This window comes from Cupriavidus sp. FW305-46 (assembly GCF_058787075.1).
In genome coordinates, this window is record NZ_JBYSZI010000005.1 from 105,233 (window position 1) to 126,814 (window position 21,582).

The 21,582-nt window shown below is 67.0% G+C and carries 17 protein-coding genes; 6 read left to right on the forward strand and 11 right to left on the reverse strand.

The window, feature by feature from the left end:
• Positions 1 to 48: 48 nt before the first annotated feature.
• The 6 genes from nadC to purN all read right to left on the reverse strand — a co-directional run bounded on the left by nadC (position 49) and on the right by purN (position 7,299).
• Positions 49 to 912 (reverse strand): carboxylating nicotinate-nucleotide diphosphorylase, encoded by an 864-nt coding sequence (nadC, locus tag AC3WON_RS03970; RefSeq protein ID WP_492319663.1) that lies wholly within the window; start codon positions 910 to 912, stop codon positions 49 to 51.
• On the reverse strand, positions 909 to 2,063 hold the full coding sequence (gene nadA, locus AC3WON_RS03975; RefSeq protein WP_492319662.1) for a quinolinate synthase NadA: 1,155 nt from the start codon (positions 2,061 to 2,063) through the stop codon (positions 909 to 911). The genes nadC and nadA overlap by 4 nt, the downstream gene beginning before the upstream one ends.
• 127 nt (positions 2,064 to 2,190) lie before the next feature.
• Positions 2,191 to 3,381, reverse strand: a complete 1,191-nt coding sequence (locus AC3WON_RS03980) for a DesA family fatty acid desaturase (protein ID WP_492319661.1) — start codon at positions 3,379 to 3,381, stop codon at positions 2,191 to 2,193.
• Positions 3,382 to 3,767: 386 nt separating this feature from the next.
• Complete coding sequence (locus AC3WON_RS03985) at positions 3,768 to 5,174, reverse strand: mechanosensitive ion channel family protein (protein WP_492351194.1); 1,407 nt, start codon at positions 5,172 to 5,174, stop codon at positions 3,768 to 3,770.
• 65 nt (positions 5,175 to 5,239) lie between these two features.
• On the reverse strand, positions 5,240 to 6,634 hold the full coding sequence (locus AC3WON_RS03990) for an RsmB/NOP family class I SAM-dependent RNA methyltransferase (RefSeq protein WP_492319659.1): 1,395 nt from the start codon (positions 6,632 to 6,634) through the stop codon (positions 5,240 to 5,242).
• Entirely contained in the window at positions 6,631 to 7,299 is a 669-nt protein-coding gene (purN, locus tag AC3WON_RS03995) for a phosphoribosylglycinamide formyltransferase (RefSeq protein ID WP_492319658.1), read from the reverse strand. Before purN ends, AC3WON_RS03990 begins: the two co-directional genes overlap by 4 nt.
• Before the next feature lie 257 nt (positions 7,300 to 7,556).
• Here purN and AC3WON_RS04000 point away from each other — a divergent pair, with 257 nt between their 5' ends.
• Complete coding sequence (locus tag AC3WON_RS04000; protein WP_011615962.1) at positions 7,557 to 8,216, forward strand: response regulator; 660 nt, start codon at positions 7,557 to 7,559, stop codon at positions 8,214 to 8,216.
• 19 nt (positions 8,217 to 8,235) lie between these two features.
• Here AC3WON_RS04000 and AC3WON_RS04005 read toward each other — a convergent pair whose 3' ends face one another.
• Positions 8,236 to 10,050, reverse strand: coding sequence for a hybrid sensor histidine kinase/response regulator (locus AC3WON_RS04005; protein ID WP_492351195.1), 1,815 nt, complete (start codon positions 10,048 to 10,050; stop codon positions 8,236 to 8,238).
• Positions 10,051 to 10,277: 227 nt separating this feature from the next.
• On the opposite strand from AC3WON_RS04005, the gene AC3WON_RS04010 reads away from it, so the two are divergent.
• From AC3WON_RS04010 to dut, 5 genes are all read left to right on the forward strand, one after another.
• Complete coding sequence (locus tag AC3WON_RS04010) at positions 10,278 to 11,273, forward strand: bifunctional riboflavin kinase/FAD synthetase (protein ID WP_035821206.1); 996 nt, start codon at positions 10,278 to 10,280, stop codon at positions 11,271 to 11,273.
• Between the two features lie 124 nt (positions 11,274 to 11,397).
• Positions 11,398 to 14,292: an isoleucine--tRNA ligase gene (ileS, locus tag AC3WON_RS04015; protein WP_492319656.1), complete on the forward strand. Its 2,895-nt coding sequence runs from the start codon at positions 11,398 to 11,400 to the stop codon at positions 14,290 to 14,292.
• Positions 14,292 to 14,819: a signal peptidase II gene (gene lspA, locus AC3WON_RS04020; RefSeq protein ID WP_492319655.1), complete on the forward strand. Its 528-nt coding sequence runs from the start codon at positions 14,292 to 14,294 to the stop codon at positions 14,817 to 14,819. Before ileS ends, lspA begins: the two co-directional genes overlap by 1 nt.
• Before the next feature lie 191 nt (positions 14,820 to 15,010).
• Positions 15,011 to 16,213, forward strand: a complete 1,203-nt coding sequence (coaBC, locus tag AC3WON_RS04025; RefSeq protein ID WP_492319654.1) for a bifunctional phosphopantothenoylcysteine decarboxylase/phosphopantothenate--cysteine ligase CoaBC — start codon at positions 15,011 to 15,013, stop codon at positions 16,211 to 16,213.
• 71 nt (positions 16,214 to 16,284) lie between these two features.
• Complete coding sequence (dut, locus tag AC3WON_RS04030; protein ID WP_492351196.1) at positions 16,285 to 16,785, forward strand: dUTP diphosphatase; 501 nt, start codon at positions 16,285 to 16,287, stop codon at positions 16,783 to 16,785.
• Positions 16,786 to 16,839: 54 nt separating this feature from the next.
• On the opposite strand, the gene AC3WON_RS04035 is transcribed toward dut, so the two are convergent.
• The 4 genes from AC3WON_RS04035 to clpS all read right to left on the reverse strand — a co-directional run bounded on the left by AC3WON_RS04035 (position 16,840) and on the right by clpS (position 21,532).
• Entirely contained in the window at positions 16,840 to 17,688 is an 849-nt protein-coding gene (locus tag AC3WON_RS04035; protein WP_492351197.1) for a VOC family protein, read from the reverse strand.
• A gap of 42 nt (positions 17,689 to 17,730) precedes the next feature.
• On the reverse strand, positions 17,731 to 18,738 hold the full coding sequence (locus tag AC3WON_RS04040) for a tripartite tricarboxylate transporter substrate binding protein (protein WP_492319651.1): 1,008 nt from the start codon (positions 18,736 to 18,738) through the stop codon (positions 17,731 to 17,733).
• Positions 18,739 to 18,914: 176 nt separating this feature from the next.
• Positions 18,915 to 21,209: an ATP-dependent Clp protease ATP-binding subunit ClpA gene (gene clpA, locus AC3WON_RS04045; protein WP_010814997.1), complete on the reverse strand. Its 2,295-nt coding sequence runs from the start codon at positions 21,207 to 21,209 to the stop codon at positions 18,915 to 18,917.
• Complete coding sequence (gene clpS, locus AC3WON_RS04050; protein ID WP_010814998.1) at positions 21,206 to 21,532, reverse strand: ATP-dependent Clp protease adapter ClpS; 327 nt, start codon at positions 21,530 to 21,532, stop codon at positions 21,206 to 21,208. The genes clpA and clpS overlap by 4 nt, the downstream gene beginning before the upstream one ends.
• Positions 21,533 to 21,582 lie beyond the last annotated feature (50 nt).

Sequence of the window (21,582 nt, forward strand, 5' to 3'; positions counted from 1 at the left end):
CCCCCCCCCCCCCCCCCCCACCCCGTTTTGCTGGTATCGCGCGAAGCGTCAGCCGATGATCCGCAGCGAATAGTCCGTCGCCCGCACGTCCTTGGTCAGCGCACCAACCGAGATCCGGTCCACGCCGGTTTCGGCAAAGGTGCGGATAGTATCGGCATTGACGCCGCCCGACACCTCCAGCAGCGCCCTGCCCCGGTTGATCCTGACCGCATCCTGCATCATCGGCACGGTGAAGTTATCGATCAGCACCGACTTCGCACCGGCCGCAAGCGCTTCTTCCAGTTCGGCCAGCGTTTCCACCTCGATCTGCACCGACGCCCTGGTATCGAGCGCCAGCGCCGCCTGCATGGCCGCGCTGATGCTGCCAGCCGCCGCGATATGGTTTTCCTTGATCAGGATGCCGTCGTACAGCGCCAGCCGCTGGTTCTCGCCGCCGCCGATGCGGACCGCGTACTTCTGCGCCAGGCGCAGGCCCGGCAACGTCTTGCGCGTGTCCAGCACGCGCGCGCGGGTGCCGGCGATGAGGTCGGCATAGCGGCGCGTGGCGGTGGCCACGCCCGACAGCAGTTGCAGGAAATTCAGGGACGGGCGCTCCGCCGTCAGCAGCGAGCGCGCCGGGCCGGTGATCTCGCAGACCACCGAATCGGGCGCCATGCGGGCACCTTCCTGCTGCAGCCAGTGCACTTCCAGCGCCGGGTCGACCGCACGCATGCAGGCATCGAACCACGGCTGGCCGCACAGCACTGCGGACTCGCGCACGATCACGCGCGCGCGTGCCGCCTTGGCCGCAGGCACCAGCAGGCCGGTCAGGTCGCCGCTGCCGACATCCTCGTCAATGGCGGCCTGCACATTGGCTTGCAGCGCTGCCTGCAGCGCCGGGCCGTAGCTGTCGAAAATCGAATTCACGCTCATGCCGGGCCAATCCCCTGGAACAGCGCCTGTTCCTTGGCCAGGTCTGCCGACGGACGCACATTGCGCTTCTGCGCGGCGGCGAAGTCCAGCATGCGGTTGATGCAGGTCACCGCCTGGCGCCCGATCACCGGGTCGACATGGATCTCGTTGCGGCCGGTTTCCAGCACCTCGGCCAGGTTGGTGAGCGCGTTCATGGCCATCCACGGGCAGTGCGCGCAGCTCTTGCAGGTCGCGCTGTTGCCGGCCGTGGGCGCTTCAATGAAGTGCTTGCCGGGCGCCGCCATGCGCATCTTGTGCAGGATGCCGTTGTCGGTGGCGACGATGAACTCGGTCGCGTCCAGCTTCTGTGCGGCCTCGATCAGCTGCGAGGTCGAGCCGACCACGTCGGCCTGTGCCACCACGTTTTCCGGCGATTCCGGGTGCACCAGGATCTTGGCGTTGGGGAATTCGCGGCGCAGCAGGTCCAGCTCGATGCCCTTGAACTCGTCGTGCACCAGGCACGAGCCCTGCCACAGCAGCATGTCGGCACCGGTCTGCTTCTGGATATAGCTGCCCAGGTGCTTGTCCGGCGCCCACAGGATCTTCTTGCCCTGCGCATGCAGGTGCTCGACGATCTTCAGGCCGATGCTGGAGGTCACCATCCAGTCCGCGCGCGCCTTCACGGCGGCGCTGGTGTTGGCGTAGACCACCACGGTGCGGTCCGGGTGCGCATCGCAGAAGGCGGCGAACTCATCGGCCGGGCAACCCAGGTCGAGCGAGCAGGTCGCGTCCAGGTCCGGCATCAGCACGGTCTTCTCGGGGCTCAGGATCTTGGCGGTCTCGCCCATGAAGCGCACGCCCGCCACCACCAGGGTCCGGGCCTCGTGGTCGCGGCCGAAGCGGGCCATTTCCAGGGAGTCGGAGACGCAGCCGCCGGTTTCCTCGGCCAGGTCCTGCAGGTCGGCGTCGACGTAATAGTGCGCCACCAGCACCGCATTGCGCTCCTTGAGCAGGCGGCGAATACGCATCTTCAGGGACTGGCGCTCGTCGGGCGTCAGCACCGGCGGCACCTTGGCCCAGGCATGGGCCACGCAGCTGCTGCCAGTGGCGTTTTCGGCATCCGCCAGGTTCGGCTTTTCGAACTCGACGGTCTTGATCGATTGTGGGGTCATCTCCGGTACTCCTCTAGACCTTCGCCAGCAAGGATGCGGCCCGGCCAGAATATTGGGGAGTTTATCTAAAACAAAAGCCCCGCCATGGGCGGGGCTTTGTCAAACCATACGGCGCGGCCGGATTGTATCAGGCGTAGCGGCGCAGGCGCAGCGAGAAATCTTGCAGCGCCTGGATGCCACTGGCCTCGGCACGATGGCACCAGGCCTGCAGCTGCTGCAGCAGCTGCTCGCGCGTCAGGTTGGAACGGCCCCAGATGGCGGCCAGTTCACGGCGCATTTCGACGAAGGTCTGCAGCGCCTTGTTCTGTTCGACGATGCTGGCCAGCTGTTCGCGCTGCGGCGCGGCCAGCTTGGTTTCCTCGCGGTGGAACCACTTGCTGGCGGGCTTGAAGCTGCGGTACTCGGCCACGCGGCCTTCCTTGAGCTTTTCCAGTTCCTGGCGGAACGCGCCCTTGACGGCCTTGGCGTAGCGCGCCATCACGTCATAGCGGTTGGCGATGATCGCTTCCAGCGTGTTGTGGTCAACCGGGCGGGCCTCCACCAGGCGCGCCTTGGGCGGGGTCTTCTTGACCTTGGCCAGGCCGACTGCCTGCATCGCGCGGATATAGCCCCAGCCCACATCGAACTCATACCACTTGATCGAGAACTTGGCCGAGGTCGGGTAGGTGTGGTGGTTGTTGTGCAGCTCTTCGCCGCCAATGATCAGGCCCCACGGCGACACGTTGGTCGAGGCGTCCTCGCAATCGTAGTTGCGATAGCCCCACCAGTGGCCCAGGCCATTGATGATGCCGGCGGCATGGATCGGGATCCACAGCATCTGCACGGCCCAAACGGTCATGCCGATCACGCCGAACAGCGCCAGGTCGATGATCAGCATCAGGCCGACACCCTGCCAGCCGAAGCGCGAGTACACATTGCGCTCGACCCAGTCATTGGGGCAGCCATGGCCAAACTTGGCGATGGTTTCCTTGTTCTTGGATTCGGCACGATACAGCTCCGCTCCCTCCAGCAGCACCTTGCGGATGCCGCGGGTCTGCGGGCTGTGCGGATCTTCTTCGGTTTCGCACTTGGCGTGGTGCTTGCGGTGGATGGCGGTCCACTCGCGCGTGACCATGCCCGTGGTCAGCCAGAGCCAGAAGCGGAAGAAATGCTGGGCGATCGGGTGCAGATCCAGCGACCGGTGCGCCATGCAGCGGTGCAGGAAGATGGTGACACTGGCGATCGTGATATGCGTCATCACGAGCGTGTAGATGACGATCTCCCACCAGGTCCAGTTGGCAAGGCCGTTGGCGGCCCAGTCAAGAATAGTGTCGAACAAACTGTTCTCCGTCGGTTAAACAGGGACTTTCCCGTGCAGCCCGGCGGGGCCGGTGCACGCAACGCGCAGAAAAAAGGCTGCGAATCCAAGTGATTGCGATAGCTTTCTGGCGCCTGCCACGGGACCCGAAGTCATTCCGGGCTCCCAGGCACACGAGTCTCGCGCCGGCGCCGGGATGGCCCTGCGCTGGCGGGACAAGGTACGAGCCGCTGCAATCTGGCGGCTGTCTGATGTGGGAGCGTGCGCTGCAACCTGAGGCTGCAACCCGCGACAACCCGGCATTCTACCGGATCGCGCGACGCGCAAGCATACGCTATTTCCCGGATTTGGACGGGGCGCCACAGTTTTCGTTCCGTGAGTGGCGCATGCTGCGCCCATCTTGCGGTCTATGCGGCACTCGCCGCATTCGCTGCATCCGCTACCGCCTTAGATGGGGGCAGATCGTTGCCGGGCAAGGGTGCCTCGCCCAGCACGCGAAGTTCACGCTGCGGATAGGGGATGGAAATCCCATGCTCGCGCAGCGTGCGCCAGATCGCGCGGTTCATCGCCGACTGCACGCCCAGCTTGCCGTTCTGCGGATCGGCCACGAAGACCGCAACCTCGTACTCGATGCCGCTGTCGGCAAACAGCACCAGGAAAGCGGCGGGCTCCGGGTCGGGCAGCACGCGCGGCAGGTCGCGCACGCATGCGGTCAGCAGCGTGATCACCGTTTCCGGATCGGCGTTGTAGTCTGCCTGCACCCGGGTAGCCACGCGCACATTGGTATTGGAAAACGAATGGTTCTGCACCGGCTGCGCCACCAGTTGCTCGTTCGGCACCAGGGTTTCGCCATCGCCGTTGCGCACCACCGTATAGCGGGTGCGGATCTGCGACACGATGCCGGTGTACTTGTCCACCGTGATCTGGTCGCCCAGCTTGACCGAGCGGTCCAGCAGGATGATGAAGCCGGAGATGTAGTTGCTGGCGATCTTCTGCAAACCCAGCCCCAGGCCCACGCCCAGCGCGCCGCCGAACACCGACAGCACGGTCAGGTCGATCCCCACCAGCGACAGGCTCAGCAGCAGCGACACCAGCAGCAGCAAGGCCTTGGAGATGCGCGTCAGCACCACCTTCAGGTTGCCGTCGAGGTTGGCCGAGCGCATCAGCCGCTCTTCCAGCCAGGAACCGAACCACAGCGCCACCAGCACCGTCAGCAGGATCCAGACCACTGCCATCAGGGTCTCGGCCAGGCTGATCTTCTGCTTGCCGCCGATCGCGAAGCGCACGCCCTGCATCCACGCCACCACGTCCGCCAGCACGCCCAGCACGTACAACGCCATGCCGGCCCACACCAGCGTGGTCAGCACCTTCTCCACCAGCAGCAGCATGCCATGCAGCTGGCCGCTGCCCGACATCACCCGGCGCAGCACATAGAAGGTGAAATTCAGGAAGGTGATGCCGAACAGCGGCACCAGCGCCAGGCGCAGCACGCTGATCGGGATCAGCGGCTCCAGCGCAAAGCGGGCCATCAGCACCAGCACCCAGCCGGCCAGCGGGAACATGGCGCGCTCGAGGCTGGCGGCGGCAAAGCGCACGGAAAAGCTTGAGCCTTGGTAGCGCGCTTCCAGGCGCCGCACCACGAAGCGCGCCAGCGGCCATGCCACCAGCAGGCAGCCGGCCAGCACCAGCAACTGCCAGAAGAAGCCCGGCCCGCCTGCGTCGCGGATCAGGTCGTCCAGCATCTTGCCGAACATGGAAGGGGAGGCCTTCAGGTCTTTCAGGCCACCCAGGTCGGACAGGGTCTCACCGTTCATCGAGGAAACTCAGGGTTGGCGCGGCCGCCCCCGCGATCGGCGGGCGGCCCGGCAGGCACCGGCGTTCAGCTGGTGCGTTCCAGCACCGCGGCAAAGAACCCGTCGGTCTGGTGCAGGTGCGGATACAGGGCAAACATGCCGTTGTCCGGCAGCCCGGTCACTTCGATCTTCTGCTCGGCCAGCACTTCGGCGGCCGGCACCAGGCGGAAGTTGGGGTGCGCAGCCAGGAAGTCGCGCACGATCTGCTCGTTTTCGGCTTCCAGCACGCTGCAGGTCGCGTAGACCACGCGGCCGCCGCCCTTCACCAGCCGCGCGGCCGAGTCCAGGATCGCGCTCTGCTTGGCAGTCAGTTCCAGCACCGACTCCGGCGATTGCCGCCATTTCAGGTCGGGGTTGCGGCGCAACGTGCCCAGGCCGCTGCAGGGCGCGTCGACCAGCACGCGGTCGGCCTTGCCGGCCAGGCGCTTGATCTTGGCGTCGCGCTCGGAGTCGATCAGCACCGGATGGACGTTGGACAGCCCGCTGCGCGCCAGCCGCGGCTTCAGGTTGGCCAGGCGCTTTTCCGATACGTCAAAGGCATAGAGCCGGCCGGTCGAGCGCATCGCCGCGCCCAGCGCCAGGGTCTTGCCGCCCGCGCCGGCACAGAAGTCGACAACCATCTCGCCGCGCTTGGGTGCGACCAGGTTGCACAGCAGCTGGCTGCCCTCGTCCTGCACCTCGACCAGGCCGTTGACGAAGATCGGCAACTGGTTCAGTGCCGGCTTGCCGGCCATGCGGATGCCGGCCGGCGCCATCGGCGTGGGCTCGGCGCCCAGGCCGGCGGCGTGCAGCTCGGCCAGCGCGGCCTCGCGGCTGGTCTTGGCCAGGTTGACGCGCAGGTCCAGCGGCGCCGGGCGCAGCAGCGCGTCGCCCAGGGCCGCGGCGAAGGCCTCGCCGTGGCCGCGCACCAGTTCGTCGTACAGCCACTCGGGCAGGTTGGCGCGCACGCGCGGCGCCAGGCTGGAGCGCTCGATCGTGGTCAGGCGGTCCAGCCACTCGGCTTCTTCGGGATGCAGGAACGGCGTCAGCGTGTCGCGGCCCAGGGTCGCGGCCAGGCCCAGCAGCGCCAGCCGGCGCGAGGTCGCGCCCGTGCCGCTTTCGGCAAACTGGGCAAACTCGACGCGCCGGCGCAGCACCGCGTAGATGGCCTCGGCGATGATGCCGCGCTCGCGGTGGCCAAGCTTGCTGTTCTCGCGGAAGTAATAGCTCACCACGGCATCGGCCGGGCGCGCAAACAGCATCACCTTGCCCAGCAGGCGGTCGATATGCTGGATATGGGTGGCATGCAGGCCGCCATGCGAGCGGACCGGGGCACCGTTGGCATTGGGCGACTTGCGGATGGGGCTGCCCTTGCCCTTGCTGCGCGCGGGGGCATGTCCTTCGCTGCGCGGGGATCGGGTTCCTGCCTGGGTGCGACTCATGCCTTGACTCCTCCCGCCGGGGTATCGGCGGAGATGGCCATCAGCAATTGCGATTCGGCCGGGTTGATAACGTTGACTACGCCGTCCTGCAGTTGCAGGCGGTCCTCGACGAACCATTGCACGGCGCGGGGGTAGATCACGTGCTCGCATTCGAGCAGGCGCGCGGCCAGGCTCTCGGGCGTGTCCGCGGGTTGCACATCAAGTGCAGCCTGGATCACGATCGGGCCATGGTCGAGTTCTGGGGTGACAAAGTGCACGGTGGCGCCATGCAGTTTGACGCCGGCGTCCAGCGCCTGCTTGTGGGTGTTCAGGCCCGGGAAGCATGGCAGCAGCGACGGATGGATATTCAGCAGCCGGCCCGCATAGCGGTCGACGAAGCCGGGCGTGAGTATACGCATGAAACCGGCCAATACCACCAGGTCGGGCGCGTGGGCATCGATGGCCTCGGCCAAAGCCGCATCAAAAGCGGCACGGTCAGGGTGCTGGCGATGGTCGACCACGCCGGTTTCGATGCCATGCTGCTGCGCGAATTGCAGCCCGGCGGCGTCCGGCCGGTTCGACAGTACTGCCGCCACCCGGGCGGGCCAGCCGCCACCCGCGCAGGCACGGACGATGGCTTCCATATTGGAGCCTCGCCCGGAAATCAAGATGACAATTTTTTTCATCGCGCAATTCTACCAAGGCAAGGCGCTAAACTCTGGTAAAGCCAACGCATTACGTGCTTAATTCACGAGATTCGGACAGGGCGCGATGTGTCTAACATGTGACGGCATGCCCGTATACCCCCGATTGATGGATTGTGACGCTTCGCCCCCTCTGCTAGAGTGGGCGCTACGTCCACGCGCCAACCCTGTGCATGACACAGTGCTCGCCAAGAGCTGGTGACAACAAGGACGAAACGGGAATTTGAACGGGAATTCGCATGTCGAACGCTGCACCGACGTTGTTGGTGGTCGATGATCATCCTATGGCTTTGTCAGGCACTACGGCTTTCCTCGCCGAAGTCATGCCGGATGTGGCAGTCCATGCCGCCGGCAGTGCCCGCGAAGCCCTGACAAGCCTGCAGCAGGGGTTGCGCCCCGATATCGTGCTGCTCGATATCTGGCTGAACGATGGCACCGGTTTCGATGCCATGCAGTCGTTCAAGACCGTCATCCCCGGCGCACGCTTCATCTTCATGTCCGCCGAGGCCACCCCCGAGATCGTCGGCCGCGCCCGCGCGCTGTCGGCCTGCGGCTTCGTCGGCAAGCACCTTGATGCCAATGCCTTCACCGCCGCGGTGCGCAAGGTGCTGGCAGGCGACACCTCCTTCCCCACCGATGAGGCCCTGAACGGCCGCGCGCAGTCGTTCGGGCCCGCCCACGGCATTCCGGTCACGCCGGCCGAGCTCGGCCTGACGCCGCGCCAGGGCTCGGTGCTGGCGCTGGTGCTGGAAGGCCTGCCGAACAAGGTGATCGCGCGCCGCCTGGGGCTGACCGAGAACACCGTCAAGGAGCACGTGTCGGCCATCCTGCAGCGCCTGGGCGTGCGCACGCGCATGCAGGTGATGTCGCGCATGGAGCGGTTCCGCCTGCGCCAGTAACGCAGGCCGGCACCCCGCCCTAGGCCGGCCGCAGCCAGCGTCGCAGCAGCAGCCGCAGCGAAGCCGGGTCCACCGGCTTGGGCAGCACGAAATATCCCGCCTCTTCCGCCGCCGCCAGCGCGGCGGATTTCAGGTCGCCGGTCAGCAGCGCGCTGCGCGCCTGCGGCTGCGTGTTCTGCCAGCGCTCGAGCAAATCCAGTCCGTTCTCGCTGCCGGGCAGGCGCAGGTCGCAGAAGATGATGTCGGGGCGCAGGCCCTTGGCAAACAGCTTGTCGGCCTCGGCGCCGTGCGCGGCGCAGGCCACGCGGATGCCCCAGGCCTCCATCAGCGCGATCCAGGCCTTGCGGATCTGGCTGTCGTCGTCGACCACCAGCACCGTGCCCTGCAGGCGGTCGGGCTTGGCCTCTTCCGCCTGCGCCATCGCGCGCATCTCGCGCACGCTGGCCACGGTCTCGGCCGGCACCGTCGCCAGCGCGAACCAGAACACCGAACCCTTGCCCGGCACCGAGCGCACGCCATAGGTGCCGCGCATCAGGCGCACGCATTCCTTGAAGATGGCCAGCCCCAGGCCCAGGCCCTGCGACGGGTCGCGCTGCGGGTTATGGACCTGGTAGTACGGCGAAAAGATGTCGGGCAGGTGCTCGGGTGTCACGCCGGCGCCGGTATCCCAGACTTCCAGCCGCACATGCTTGCGGCGCTGGCGCGCGGTCACCAGCACGCCGCCGCGCGGGGTGTAGCGCAGCGCGTTCTGCACCAGGTTGAACAGGGCCCGGCGCAACAGCACCGGCTCGGCCATGGCGTACAGCTCGTCGGGCACGCGCGGGGTCAGGGTCAGGCCGCTTTCGCGCGCATCGGCGGCAAACTGGCTCATCACGTCGCGGATCAGCGCACCCAGCTCGCATGGCTCCAGCGTCGGCAACACCTTGCGCCCTTCCAGCTTGGACAGGTCCAGCAGCGAACGGAACAAGAGGTCGATGGTCTGGGTACCCGCCGCCACCTGCTCCACCAGCGGATGCAGCGCCGACGACTGGTTGCGCGCGCGCAGCGCCTCCACCAGCATCACCAGCGCATGCACCGGCTGGCGCAGGTCGTGGCTCGCGGCAGCCAGGAAGCGCGACTTCTCCTCGCTGGCATGCAGCGCGCGCTCCTTTTCCTCCTGGAACTGCTTGGCCAGGCGGCGGCTGTCGCCCTCGAGCTGGATGGCGCGCACCAGCGTGACCTGCAGGTGCAAGGCATGGCGCGACAGCATCAGACCATAGATCACCAGCAGCACCTGCACATAGACGCCATGGCCGGGGAAGGCGAATTCCGCCATCAGGATATTGGGCACGAGGATCGGCACGCCGGCATAGACCAGGTTCGACGGCACCGGCGCCTGCGACACCGCGCCGCCTGCCAGCACCCCAAGGGTCAGCAGGTACAGCACGCTGGAGAACACCGACGAGCCTGTATACAAATGCAGCAGCGCCGAGCTGCCCCAGGTCACACCGGTCAGGAAGGCAACCGCGCGCATATTGTTCCACCACTTGCGCGTGTGCGCGGAACGGCTCATCGAGGCATGGTCGCGCTGGTAGCCGACATAGAACCACAGGCCGCCGGCCGTCAGCAGCAGCATCACCGCGCACCAGCCGAGCAAGGCCGAGTGGCTCACGTCGTTCCAGAATCCCAGTGTGGTCAGCGCGGGCAGCAGCACCGAGGCCACGATCGCCGTGGGCGAGTTCTTGTGCACGATGGCCATCAGCTTGGCGCGCGTCTCGACGTCGAGCTGGGCAGTCGCCTGAGGCAGGACTCGGGGCAGGAGCCGGGAAAAGAACCGGTTGGGCAGCGCTTTCAAGTGTGGCTGGCTTGGAATGGGCGGATGTCGGTGGCAGCAGGTACCAGCGCCGAAGTGAAGCCGAAGTGGGGCATATCATGCCGCCTTTTGCGGCATCGCGCCATGCCGCGAGGGCCGGTTGCGGCACAAAAACAGCAGCGCGGCACCGGCCGCGGGCGGCGGGAGCGGCAAGCGGACCCATTCGCCTTATAATGCTCGCTTTACCTGAAACGTTTCCCGCCGTCCCCGTGAAAGTCTTCCGCGGCCTGCCCAACGCCGAAAGCCGGGCGCCCTGCGCGCTCACCATCGGCAATTTCGACGGTGTGCATCGCGGCCACCAGTCGCTGCTCGCGCGTGCGCGCGCAGCCGCCGACGCACGCGGCCTGCCGCTGTGCGTGATGACCTTCGAGCCGCATCCGCGCGAGTTCTTCACCCCGGACAAGGCCCCCACCCGCATCGCGCTGCTGCGCGACAAGCTGGAAAGCCTGCGCCGCAACGGCGTGGACCGGGTGGTGGTGGAACACTTCAACGCCCACTTTGCCGCCCAGTCGCCGCAGGCGTTCGTCGAGAACGTGCTCTGGCATGGCCTGCACGCGCGCTGGGTGCTGGTCGGCGACGACTTCCGCTTCGGCGCCAAGCGCGCCGGCGACTTTACCTACCTGCAGGAAGCCGGGCGCCGCTACGGCTTCGATGTCGAGCAGATGGGATCGGTGTCCGAAGGCGGCATCCGCATCTCCAGCTCCGCGGTGCGCCAGGCGCTGGCCGACGGCGACCTGGAGCATGCCCGGCGCCTGCTCGGCCACGGCTATGCCATCAGCGGCCACGTGATCCACGGCCGCAAGCTGGGCCGCGACCTGGGCTTCCCGACGTTGAACCTGCGCATCTCGCACAAGCGGCCGGCAGTCAGCGGCATCTTCGTGGTGCAGGTGCACGGCATCGCCGACCAGCCCCTGCCGGGCGTGGCCAGCATCGGCGTGCGCCCCACCATCGAGGACGCCGGCCGGGTGCTGCTGGAAGTCCACCTGTTCGATTTCAAAGAGAACCTGTACGGCAAGCTGGTGCGGGTTGAATTCATGAAGAAGCTGCGCGACGAAGCGCGCTTTGACAACCTGGACGAGCTCACCGCCGCCATCGCCAAGGACAGCGCCGATGCGCGCGCCTTCTTCGGTCTGACCGCCCCGGGCGCGGCCGAAGGCAGCGGCGGGCGCGACTTCGCCACCTCCGCCACCGACCGAATTAGGTAGCGGCCGGCGCCCGCCCGCACGCCAGTGGCGCGGGCCCGGCACGCACGCCGCCGCCCCAGTCTTTCCGCGCGCCCGCCGGCCTGCCGCCGCCCGCGCGCCAACCCGAATTGCCCTGAGAATCGAAATGTCTGACGACAAACGCGCCAAGCCCGAGAAAAGCAAGTATCCGGTCAACCTGCTCGACACGCCCTTCCCGATGCGTGGCGACCTGCCCAAGCGCGAGCCGCAGTGGGTCAAGCAGTGGCAGGACAAGCAGCTCTACAAGAAGATCCGCGCGGCACGCAAGGGCGCGAAGAAGTTCGTGCTGCATGACGGCCCGCCGTATGCCAACGGCGACATCCATATCGGCCACGCCGTCAACAAGGTGCTCAAGGACATGATCATCAAGGCGCGCGGCCTGACCGGGCTCGACGCCGTCTACGTGCCGGGCTGGGACTGCCACGGCATGCCGATCGAGATCCAGATCGAGAAGAAATTCGGCAAGGGCCTGCCGGTGCAGGAGGTCCAGGCCAAGGCGCGCGCCTACGCCACCGAGCAGATCAAGCGCCAGATGGTGGATTTCGAACGCCTGGGCGTGCTCGGCGACTGGGACCACCCCTACCTGACCATGAACTACAGCAACGAGGCGGATGAACTGCGCGCGCTCGGCAAGATCATGGAGAAGGGCTATGTGTTCCGCGGCCTGAAGCCGGTGAACTGGTGCTTCGACTGCGGCTCGGCGCTGGCCGAGGCCGAGGTCGAATACAAGGACAAGGTCGACCTGTCGATCGACGTGGGCTTCCCGTTCGCGCAAGCCGACAAGCTGGCGCACGCCTTCAAGGTGCCCTTCGAGCAGCTCGACGGCAAGCCCGGCTGGATCGTGATCTGGACCACCACGCCGTGGACCATCCCGAGCAACCAGGCGCTGAACGTGCACCCGGAAGTGGAATACGCGCTGGTCGAGACCCCGCGCGGCTACCTGATCCTGGCCACCGAGCGCGTCGAGGAGCAGCTCAAGGTCTACGGCCTGGAAGGCAAGGTCGTGGCCACCACCACCGGCGCGGCACTGTCGGAAATCCGCTTCCACCACCCGCTGGCCAAGATGGACGCGGGCTATGACCGCCTGTCGCCGGTCTACCTGGGCGACTACGTCACCACCGATACCGGCTCGGGCATCGTGCACTCGGCGCCGGCCTACGGCGTGGAAGACTTCCAGTCGTGCAAGGCGCACGGCATGGCCGATTCGGACATCATCAGCCCGGTGATGGGCAACGGCGTCTATGCCGGCACGCTGCCGCTCTTTGGCGGGCTGTCGATCTGGGACGCCAACCCGAAGATCGTCGAGGTGCTGCAGGCCTCGGGCAACCTGTTCAATTCGCACAAGTACACCCACAGCTACATGCATTGCTGGCGCCACAAGACGCCGATCATCTACCGCGCCACCTCGCAGTGGTTCGCGGGCATGGACGTGGACCCGGCCGACGAGAACGGCAAGACCGGCCCCACCCTGCGCGAGACCGCGCTGGCCGGCATCGACGCCACCGAGTTCTTCCCGGCCTGGGGCAAGCAGCGCCTGCACAACATGATCGCCAACCGGCCGGACTGGACGCTGTCGCGCCAGCGCCAGTGGGGCGTGCCGATGGCCTTCTTCCTGCACAAGGAAACCGGCGCGCTGCACCCGCGCACGCCGCAGCTGCTGGAAGAAGTGGCCAGGCGCGTGGAGCAGCACGGCATCGAGGCCTGGCAGACGCTGGACCCGGCCGAGCTGCTGGGCGATGAGGCCAGCCAGTACGAGAAGAACCGCGACACGCTGGACGTGTGGTTCGACTCCGGCACCACGCACTGGTCCGTGATCCGCGGCTCGCACCGCGACGACCTGTACGATCCGTCCGCCGATGAAGCCGATGGCCGCCTCGCCGACCTGTACCTGGAAGGCTCGGACCAGCACCGCGGCTGGTTCCACTCGTCGCTGCTGACCGCGTCGATGCTGTACGGCAAGCCGCCCTACAAGGCGCTGCTGACGCACGGCTTCACCGTCGACGGCGAAGGCCGCAAGATGTCCAAGTCGATTGGCAACACCGTGTCGCCGCAGGACATCTCGAACAAGATGGGCGCCGAGATCATCCGTTTGTGGGTGGCCTCGACCGACTACTCCGGCGAGCTGTCGATCTCGGACGAGATCCTCAAGCGCGTGGTGGAAGGCTACCGCCGCATCCGCAATACGCTGCGCTTCCTGCTGTCCAACCTGTCCGACTACGACCACGCCAGGCATGCCCTGCCGGCGTCGGAATGGCTGGAGATCGACCGCTACGCCGTGGCGCTGACCGCGCAGCTGCAAAAGGAAGTGCTGTCGCACTACGAGTCGTATGAATTCCACCCGGTGGTGTCCAAGCTGCAGACCTTCTGCTCCGAGGACCTGGGCGGCTTCTACCTCGACGTGCTGAAGGACCGCCTGTACACCACCGCGCCGGACTCCAAGGCCCGCCGCGCGGCGCAGAACGCGCTGTACCACATCACCCAGGCGATGCTGCACTGGATGGCGCCGTTCCTGTCGTTCACCGCCGAGGAAGCGTGGCAGATCTTCGCCCACGGCACCGAGCACACCGACACCATCTTCACCAGCACCTACTACGCGGTGCCGGAAGTCGACGACGGCGCCGACGACCTGCTGCAGAAGTGGCACACGCTGCGCGAAGTGCGCGCCGAAGTCACCAAGCAGCTCGAAGCGGTGCGCGTGGAAGGCGAGATCGGCTCGTCGCTGCAGGCCGAGCTGACCATCCAGGCCGGCGGCCCGGTGCTGGAAGCGCTGCAGAGCCTGGGCGACGACCTGCGCTTCGTGCTGCTGACCTCGTCGGCCAAGGTAACGCACGCGCCCGAGGCCGGCGACCTGCTGGTCACGGTGACCCCGTCGGCCCATGCCAAGTGCGAGCGCTGCTGGCACTACCGCGCCGATGTCGGCCACAACCCGGACCATCCGACCCTCTGCGGGCGCTGCGACAGCAACCTGTTCGGCGCCGGTGAACACAGGAGCCATGCCTGATGGCATCGACCACGTCCCGTTCCGCGCGCCCGGCACGCCGCAACAACAAGGCCGCCAGCACCACCCCGCTGCTGTGGATGGCCTTCGCACTGCTGGTGGTGGTGCTCGACCAGTTCTTCAAGATCGTCATCGTGCGCACCTTCACCTATGGTGAATCGCGCCCGGTGACCGGCTTCTTCAACCTGGTGCTGGTCTACAACAAGGGCGCGGCGTTCAGCTTCCTGGCCGATGCCGGCGGCTGGCAGCGCTGGTTCTTTACCGGGCTGGGCATCGTGGTGGGCGCGTTCATCGTGTGGCTGCTGTATCGCCACACCGGCCAGCGGCTGTTCTGCTTCGCGGTGTCGCTGATCCTGGGCGGCGCGGTCGGCAATGTGATCGACCGCGTGGCCTACGGGCACGTGGTCGATTTCCTGGACTTCTATGTGCGCAACTACCACTGGCCGGCCTTCAACGTGGCCGACTGCGCGATCACGGTCGGCGCGGTGCTGCTGATCGTGGACGAGCTGCGCAGGGTGCGGCGCCACTGAGCGCCCTGATTGTGTTCCCCTCTCCCCTCGCGGGGAGAGGCTAGGGTGAGGGGCGGTTCAGCAAGGCACCACGCCACCAGAACCGCCCGCCCTCACCCCCGGCCCCACTCCCGCCGTGCGGGAATGGGGAGCCAACCCTCAGCCGGCTTCCCCGGTATCATTTCCCTTTCTCCCCAGCCAGGTTCCCCACCATGGATTTGCGCGGCAAGCACATCGTTCTCGGCCTGACCGGCGGCATCGCCTGCTACAAGTCGGCCGAACTGGTCCGCCTGCTGACCAAGGCCGGCGCCACCGTGCAGGTGGCCATGACCGAGGCGGCGACGCATTTCATCACGCCGGTGACGATGCAGGCCCTGTCCGGCCGGCCGGTCTTCCTGTCGCAGTGGGATGCCCGCATCGACAACAACATGGCGCACATCGACCTGTCGCGCGAGGCCGATGCCATCGTCATCGCCCCGGCCTCGACCGATTTCATGGCGCGCCTGGCCAACGGGCTGTGCGACGACCTGCTCAGCACCCTGTGCATCGCGCGCGACTGCCCGCTGCTGGTGGCACCGGCGATGAACCGCCAGATGTGGGCCGCCCCCGCCACCCAGCGCAACGCCGCGCAACTGCGCGCCGACGGCGTGATGATCCTGGGCCCCGGCAGCGGCGACCAGGCCTGCGGCGAGGTCGGCGACGGCCGCATGCTGGAGCCCGAAGAACTGCTCGACGACATCATCGCCTTCTTCCAGCCCAAGCCGCTGCAAGGCAAGCGCGTGCTGATCACCGCCGGCCCGACCTTCGAGGCGATCGACCCGGTGCGCGGCATCACCAACCTGTCGTCCGGCAAGATGGGCTTCTCGATCGCACGCGCGGCGCGCGAGGCCGGCGCCGAGGTGCTGCTGGTGGCCGGCCCCACCGGCCTGCCCACCCCGCGTGGCGTGGTCCGCACCGACGTGCGCAGCGCGCAGCAGATGCATGACGCGGCGATCGCGCAGCTGCACGGCGTGGATGTCTTTGTCGCCGTGGCCGCGGTGGCGGACTGGCGCCCGGCTGAAGTCGCGCAGCAGAAGCTGAAGAAGGCCAACGATACCGACACCCCCACGCTGCAGTTCGTGCAGAACCCCGACATCCTGGCCACGGTCGCGGCGCGGGCCGACGCCCCCTACTGCGTCGGCTTTGCCGCCGAGAGCGAGAACCTGGAGCAGTACGGCGAGCAGAAACGCCAGCGCAAGGGCGTGCCGCTGCTGGTCGGCAATATCGGCCACCATACCTTCGGCCTGGACGACAACGAGATCGTGCTGTTCGACGCCGCCGGCATGACGCGGCTGCCGCGCGCCGACAAGCTGTCGCTGGCGCGCCAGCTGGTGGCGGCGATCGGCCAGCGCCTGCCGGGGCGCGCACGGCCCTGATGGCGGGCGCGCGTCCGGTATCATGCGCGGCTGCCACCTATTCCGTTGAACCGATTTCCCCCAGGATTCCCATGACCCAGCCACTGAACCCGACCGTCGAAATCAAGGTGCTCGATGCGCGCCTGAATGAATGGGGCCTGCCCGCCTACCAGAGCGAAATGGCCGCAGCCATCGACCTCCATGCCTGCGTCGACGCCCCGGTATCGATCGCACCGGGCACGCCCGCGCAACTGGTGCCGGCCGGCATCGCCGTGCACATGGGCAACCCGTACATGGCCGCGACCATCGTCCCGCGCTCGGGCCTGGGCCACAAGAAGGGCCTGGTGCTGGGCAATTCGATCGGCGTGATCGATGCCGACTACCAGGGCCAGATCATGGTCAGCGTGTGGAACCGCAACGCGCCCGGCACCGAGCCGATCGTGATCCAGCCGGGCGAGCGCATCGCGCAGATGATGTTCGTGCCGGTGCTGCGGCCGCTGTTTTCGACGGTGGCAGAATTCAGCGAAGACAGCGAACGCGGCGCGGGCGGCTTTGGCTCGACCGGCGTGCATCACGCCAAGGCCAGCGCCTGACGCAGCCTCTGGCCGCACAAGACACTGGCGCCCCGCGGGGCGCCAGTTTGCATTTCAGCCCTGCTGCTCGAACAGCAGCGCCACGCCGCTGGCGGCATCCGCCAGCACCAGGGTCTCGCGCGGGCCCAGGTCGTGGGTCGGCACAGCCTGTTCGCGCCAGCCGGCACGCGCGGCCGCCAGGTCATTGGTGCGCAGGCGGATCGCCGCGTAGCCCGGCCCCTCGCGCCGGATATGCGCGGTGCCGGTGGCCGAAGCCAGCGCCTGCGGCGTGCTGACCACCAGCGTGGCATCGTCCAGCGCCAGGCTGCAGACATGTTCGCTCAGCTGCGTCAGCTCGCCGCCGGTCAGCTCCGCGTAGGCGCGCGCGGCGGCGTCCACCAGCGCGGGCGCCACCACCAGGAACATGGTGGCGATGCTGTGCGCGCCGTTGGCATGGCGGGTCCATTCGGGCCGCCACAGCAGTTCGGGCGTACGGTGCTCGCAGACGAAGTAGCGCGCGCCCGGCGCATCGTCGAGCGCGGTCACGCGGAAGGTGGCCGGGTGCTCGCTGCCGTCATCCAGCCGCACCGGACGCGAGAACTCGATCGGGTCCGAGGTGTGCCAGCCCGCCGCACGCAGCCGTGCCGCGGTGGCAAAGGCGTCGGCGCTCTTGCACGACATCGCCGCGCAGCCGCCGCCATGCGCCTGCGCATCCCAGTAGTACTGGCGGTTGGGGCTGGGCGCGGTCACGTGCAGCAGCTCAAGGTAGTCCCGCCGCAGCATGATGCAGTGGTTCTGCGAGCCGAGCGTGTGGTAGCCGCGCGGCGTCAGCGTAAAGCCGAGCCGGCGCCAGGCCTGGGCCCCGGCATCGAGGTCTGGGCACACCACCACGGCGTGGTCGAACATTTCCGCTTGCGTTGCCATCGGCATCCTCTCGGTTTCACGGCGCACCGGCGCCGGACATCGTCATTCGAACTGGATATTGGCCTTGTGCGCCACGGCCTGCCATTTGTCATGCTCGCGGCGCACCAGGTTGCCGAGGTCGGCCGGGCTGCCGCCCACGATCTCGAAGCCCTGCGCGGCCAGCGCATCGACCACGCGCGGCTGGCGCAGCGATTCGACCAGCGCGTCGTGAATGCGCGTGACCGTGGATGCCGGCAGGCCGGCCGGGCCGAACACGCCGATCCAGGAGTAGGCCTCGAAGCCCTTGAGCCCCTGCTCGGCCACCGTCGGCACCTGGGGCAGCTGGCGCAGCCGGCTGGTGCCGGTCACGCCCAGCACCTTGATGGTGCGTGCGGCCACGTGCGCCTGCACCGCGGCATAGCTGCTGAAGAAAATATCGACCTCGTTCGACAGCACCGCCTGCACGGCCGGCCCGCCGCCCTTGTAGGGCACATGCAGCATACGCACGCCAGCTTCGGTCGCCAGCGCCTCGGCCGCCAGCTGGTTCAGGCTGCCGATGCCGGACGAGGCATAGCGCACGCCTTCGGGCCTGGCCTTGGCCAGCGCCACCAGCTCGCGCACATTGGCCACGGGCAGCGCGGGATTGGCGGCAATCACCAGCGGAAAGCGCACCAGCTGCGAGATTGGCGAGAAATCGCGGAAGGTGTCGTAGGGCAGCTGCTTGTAGGCGAAAGGGTTGATGGCGTGGGTGTCGAAGGCCATCAACAGGGTGGTGCCGTCCGGCTTCGCGCGCGCCACGGTGCTCGATGCGATCAGGCCGCCCGCGCCCGGCTTGTTGTCGACCACCACGGTCTGCCCCAGCGCCGCCTTCAGCCCGGGCTGCAGCTGCCGGGCCACGATGTCGACGCTCCCGCCTGGCGGGAACGGCAGCACCAGCGCGATCGGGCGGTTGCCCGCCAGCGGTTCGGCGCCGGTGGCGGCAGCGGCGTGGAGCATCGGGACGGGCATGGCGCCCAGCGGCAGGATCTTGAGCAGCAGGCGGCGGCGCCGCGTGCGTTCGGCAGAGGACATCAGGGTTTTCAGGCTGGATTCCTGGCCGGTTGCGCGGCCAGCTGCGGCCGCAAACCCGTGCCCCGACGGGCATGGCCGGCGACCGCCGGGACAAAAAGAAAAGGGGCGGCATGACTGCCGCCCCCGTATTTTGCCCGATGACCGGCCACGTTGCTGGCAACGCGGCCGATAACCGCTCAGGCTTCTGCGCGCTGTTCCTCGGGCGCCTCGGGCGGTTCCGGCTCGATCTCGGAGAAATCGAGCTTGATCTGGTCCTGCTCGTCCAGGTCCACCACCACCTTGCCGCCCGAAACCAGCCTGCCGAACAGCAGTTCGTCGGCCAGGGCCTTGCGGATCATGTCCTGGATCAGGCGCTGCATCGGGCGCGCGCCCATCAGCGGATCGAACCCCTTGTGCGCCAGGAACTTGCGCAGCTTCTCGGTAAAGCTGGCTTCCACCTTCTTCTCGTGCAGCTGCTCTTCCAGCTGCATCAGGAACTTGTCGACCACGCGCAGGATGATTTCCTCGTCCAGCGAGCGGAAGCTGATCATGGCATCCAGCCGGTTGCGGAACTCCGGCGTGAACATGCGCTTGATGTCAGCCATCTCGTCGCCCTGCTCGCGCGAACTGGTGAAGCCGATGGTGGCGCGGTTCATGGTCTCCGCCCCCGCGTTGGTAGTCATGATGATGATCACGTTGCGGAAGTCGGCGCGCCGGCCGTTGTTGTCGGTCAGCGAACCATGGTCCATCACCTGCAGCAGGATATTGAAGATATCCGGATGCGCCTTCTCGATTTCATCCAGCAGCAGCACGCAGTGCGGCTTCTTGGTGACGGCCTCGGTCAGCAGGCCGCCCTGGTCAAAGCCGACGTATCCCGGCGGCGCGCCGATCAGGCGGCTCACCGCGTGCCGTTCCATGTACTCGGACATGTCGAAGCGCAGCAGCTCGATGCCCATGATGAAGGCGAGTTGCTTGGCGACCTCGGTCTTGCCCACGCCCGTGGGGCCGGAGAACAGGAACGAGCCAATCGGCTTGTCGGTCTTGCCCAGGCCGGCGCGCGACATCTTGATCGCCGAGGCCAGTGCCTCGATCGCCGGATCCTGGCCGAACACCACCGACTTCAGGTCGCGGTCCAGCGTCTGCAGCTTGCTGCGGTCGTCCTGGTTCACGCTCTGCGGCGGGATGCGCGCGATGCGCGAGACGATGTCCTCGATCTCGCCCTTGCCGATGGTCTTCTTCTGCTTGGACTTCGGCAGGATGCGCTGCGCCGCGCCGGCTTCGTCGATCACGTCGATCGCCTTGTCGGGCAGGTGGCGGTCAGTAATGAAGCGGGCCGACAGCTCCGCCGCCGCGGTCAGTGCCGAGGCCGCGTACTTGACGCCGTGGTGCTCCTCGAAGCGCGACTTCAGGCCGCGCAGGATCTGCACGGTCTGGTCGACCGAAGGCTCGACCACGTCGATCTTCTGGAAGCGCCGCGACAGCGCCGCGTCCTTCTCGAAGATGCCGCGATATTCCGTGAAGGTGGTCGCGCCGATGCACTTGAGCTGGCCCGACGACAGCGCCGGCTTGAGCAGGTTGCTGGCGTCCAGCGTCCCGCCCGAGGCAGCGCCCGCGCCGATCAGCGTGTGGATCTCGTCGATGAACAGGATCGCGTTCGGATTGTCCTTGAGCGACTTCAGCACGCCCTTCAGGCGCTGCTCGAAGTCGCCGCGGTACTTGGTGCCGGCCAGCAGCGCGCCCATGTCGAGCGAGTAGACGGTCGCCTTTTCCAGGATGTCCGGCACCTCGTTCTTGGTGATGCGCCAGGCCAGGCCCTCGGCGATCGCGGTCTTGCCGACGCCGGCCTCGCCCACCAGCAGCGGGTTGTTCTTGCGCCGGCGGCACAGCACCTGGACCACCCGCTCGACTTCGCTCTCGCGGCCGATCAGCGGGTCGATCTTGCCGGCCTTGGCCAGCGTGTTCAGGTTCTGGGTGTATTGCTCGAGCGGGCTTTCCTTGCCGTCGCCGCCCTCGCCTTCGCCGGCGGCATCGCCATGCTTGGCGGGCTCGGACTGGTCCTTGCGGATGCCGTGGCTGATGAAATTGACCACGTCCAGCCGCGTCACGCCCTGCTGCTGCAGGTAATAGACGGCGTGCGAATCCTTCTCGCCGAAAATCGCGACCAGCACGTTGGCACCCGTCACTTCCTTCTTGCCGTTGGAAGTGGACTGGACGTGCATGATCGCGCGCTGGATCACGCGCTGGAAACCGAGCGTGGGCTGGGTATCGACCTCGTCGGTACCCGGCACTACCGGCGTGTTATCCGCGATGAAGTTCTTAAGGCTGGTGCGCAGGTCTTCTATATTGGCCGCGCAGGCGCGCAAGACTTCCGCTGCCGTGGGATTGTCGAGCAATGCCAGCAGCAGGTGCTCCACGGTAATGAACTCGTGGCGTGCCTGCCTGGCTTCGACAAACGCCATATGCAGGCTCACTTCCAATTCTTGCGCAATCATGCTTCCTCCATCACGCACTGCAGGGGATGCCCCGCCTGCCGCGCGTGCGTTGACACCAGCTCGACCTTGGTCGCTGCAATATCCCTGGTGTAGATACCGCAGACGCCCTTTCCTTCCCGGTGCACGGTGAGCATGATCTGCGTCGCCGTTTCCCGGTCCCTGCTGAAATACTGCTGCAGGATCATCACTACAAACTCCATCGGAGTGTAGTCGTCATTAAGCAGCACCACCTTGAACATGGCGGGCGGTTTAAGCGCCTGCTCTTTCCGCTCCAGGATGGTGCCTGCTTCGCGTTGTGGGACATTCGCAAGCCGTGTAGCCATGGCTTTATTCTAACCCTTACTCGCAACTCTGCAATTTGGGGAAAAGGCGC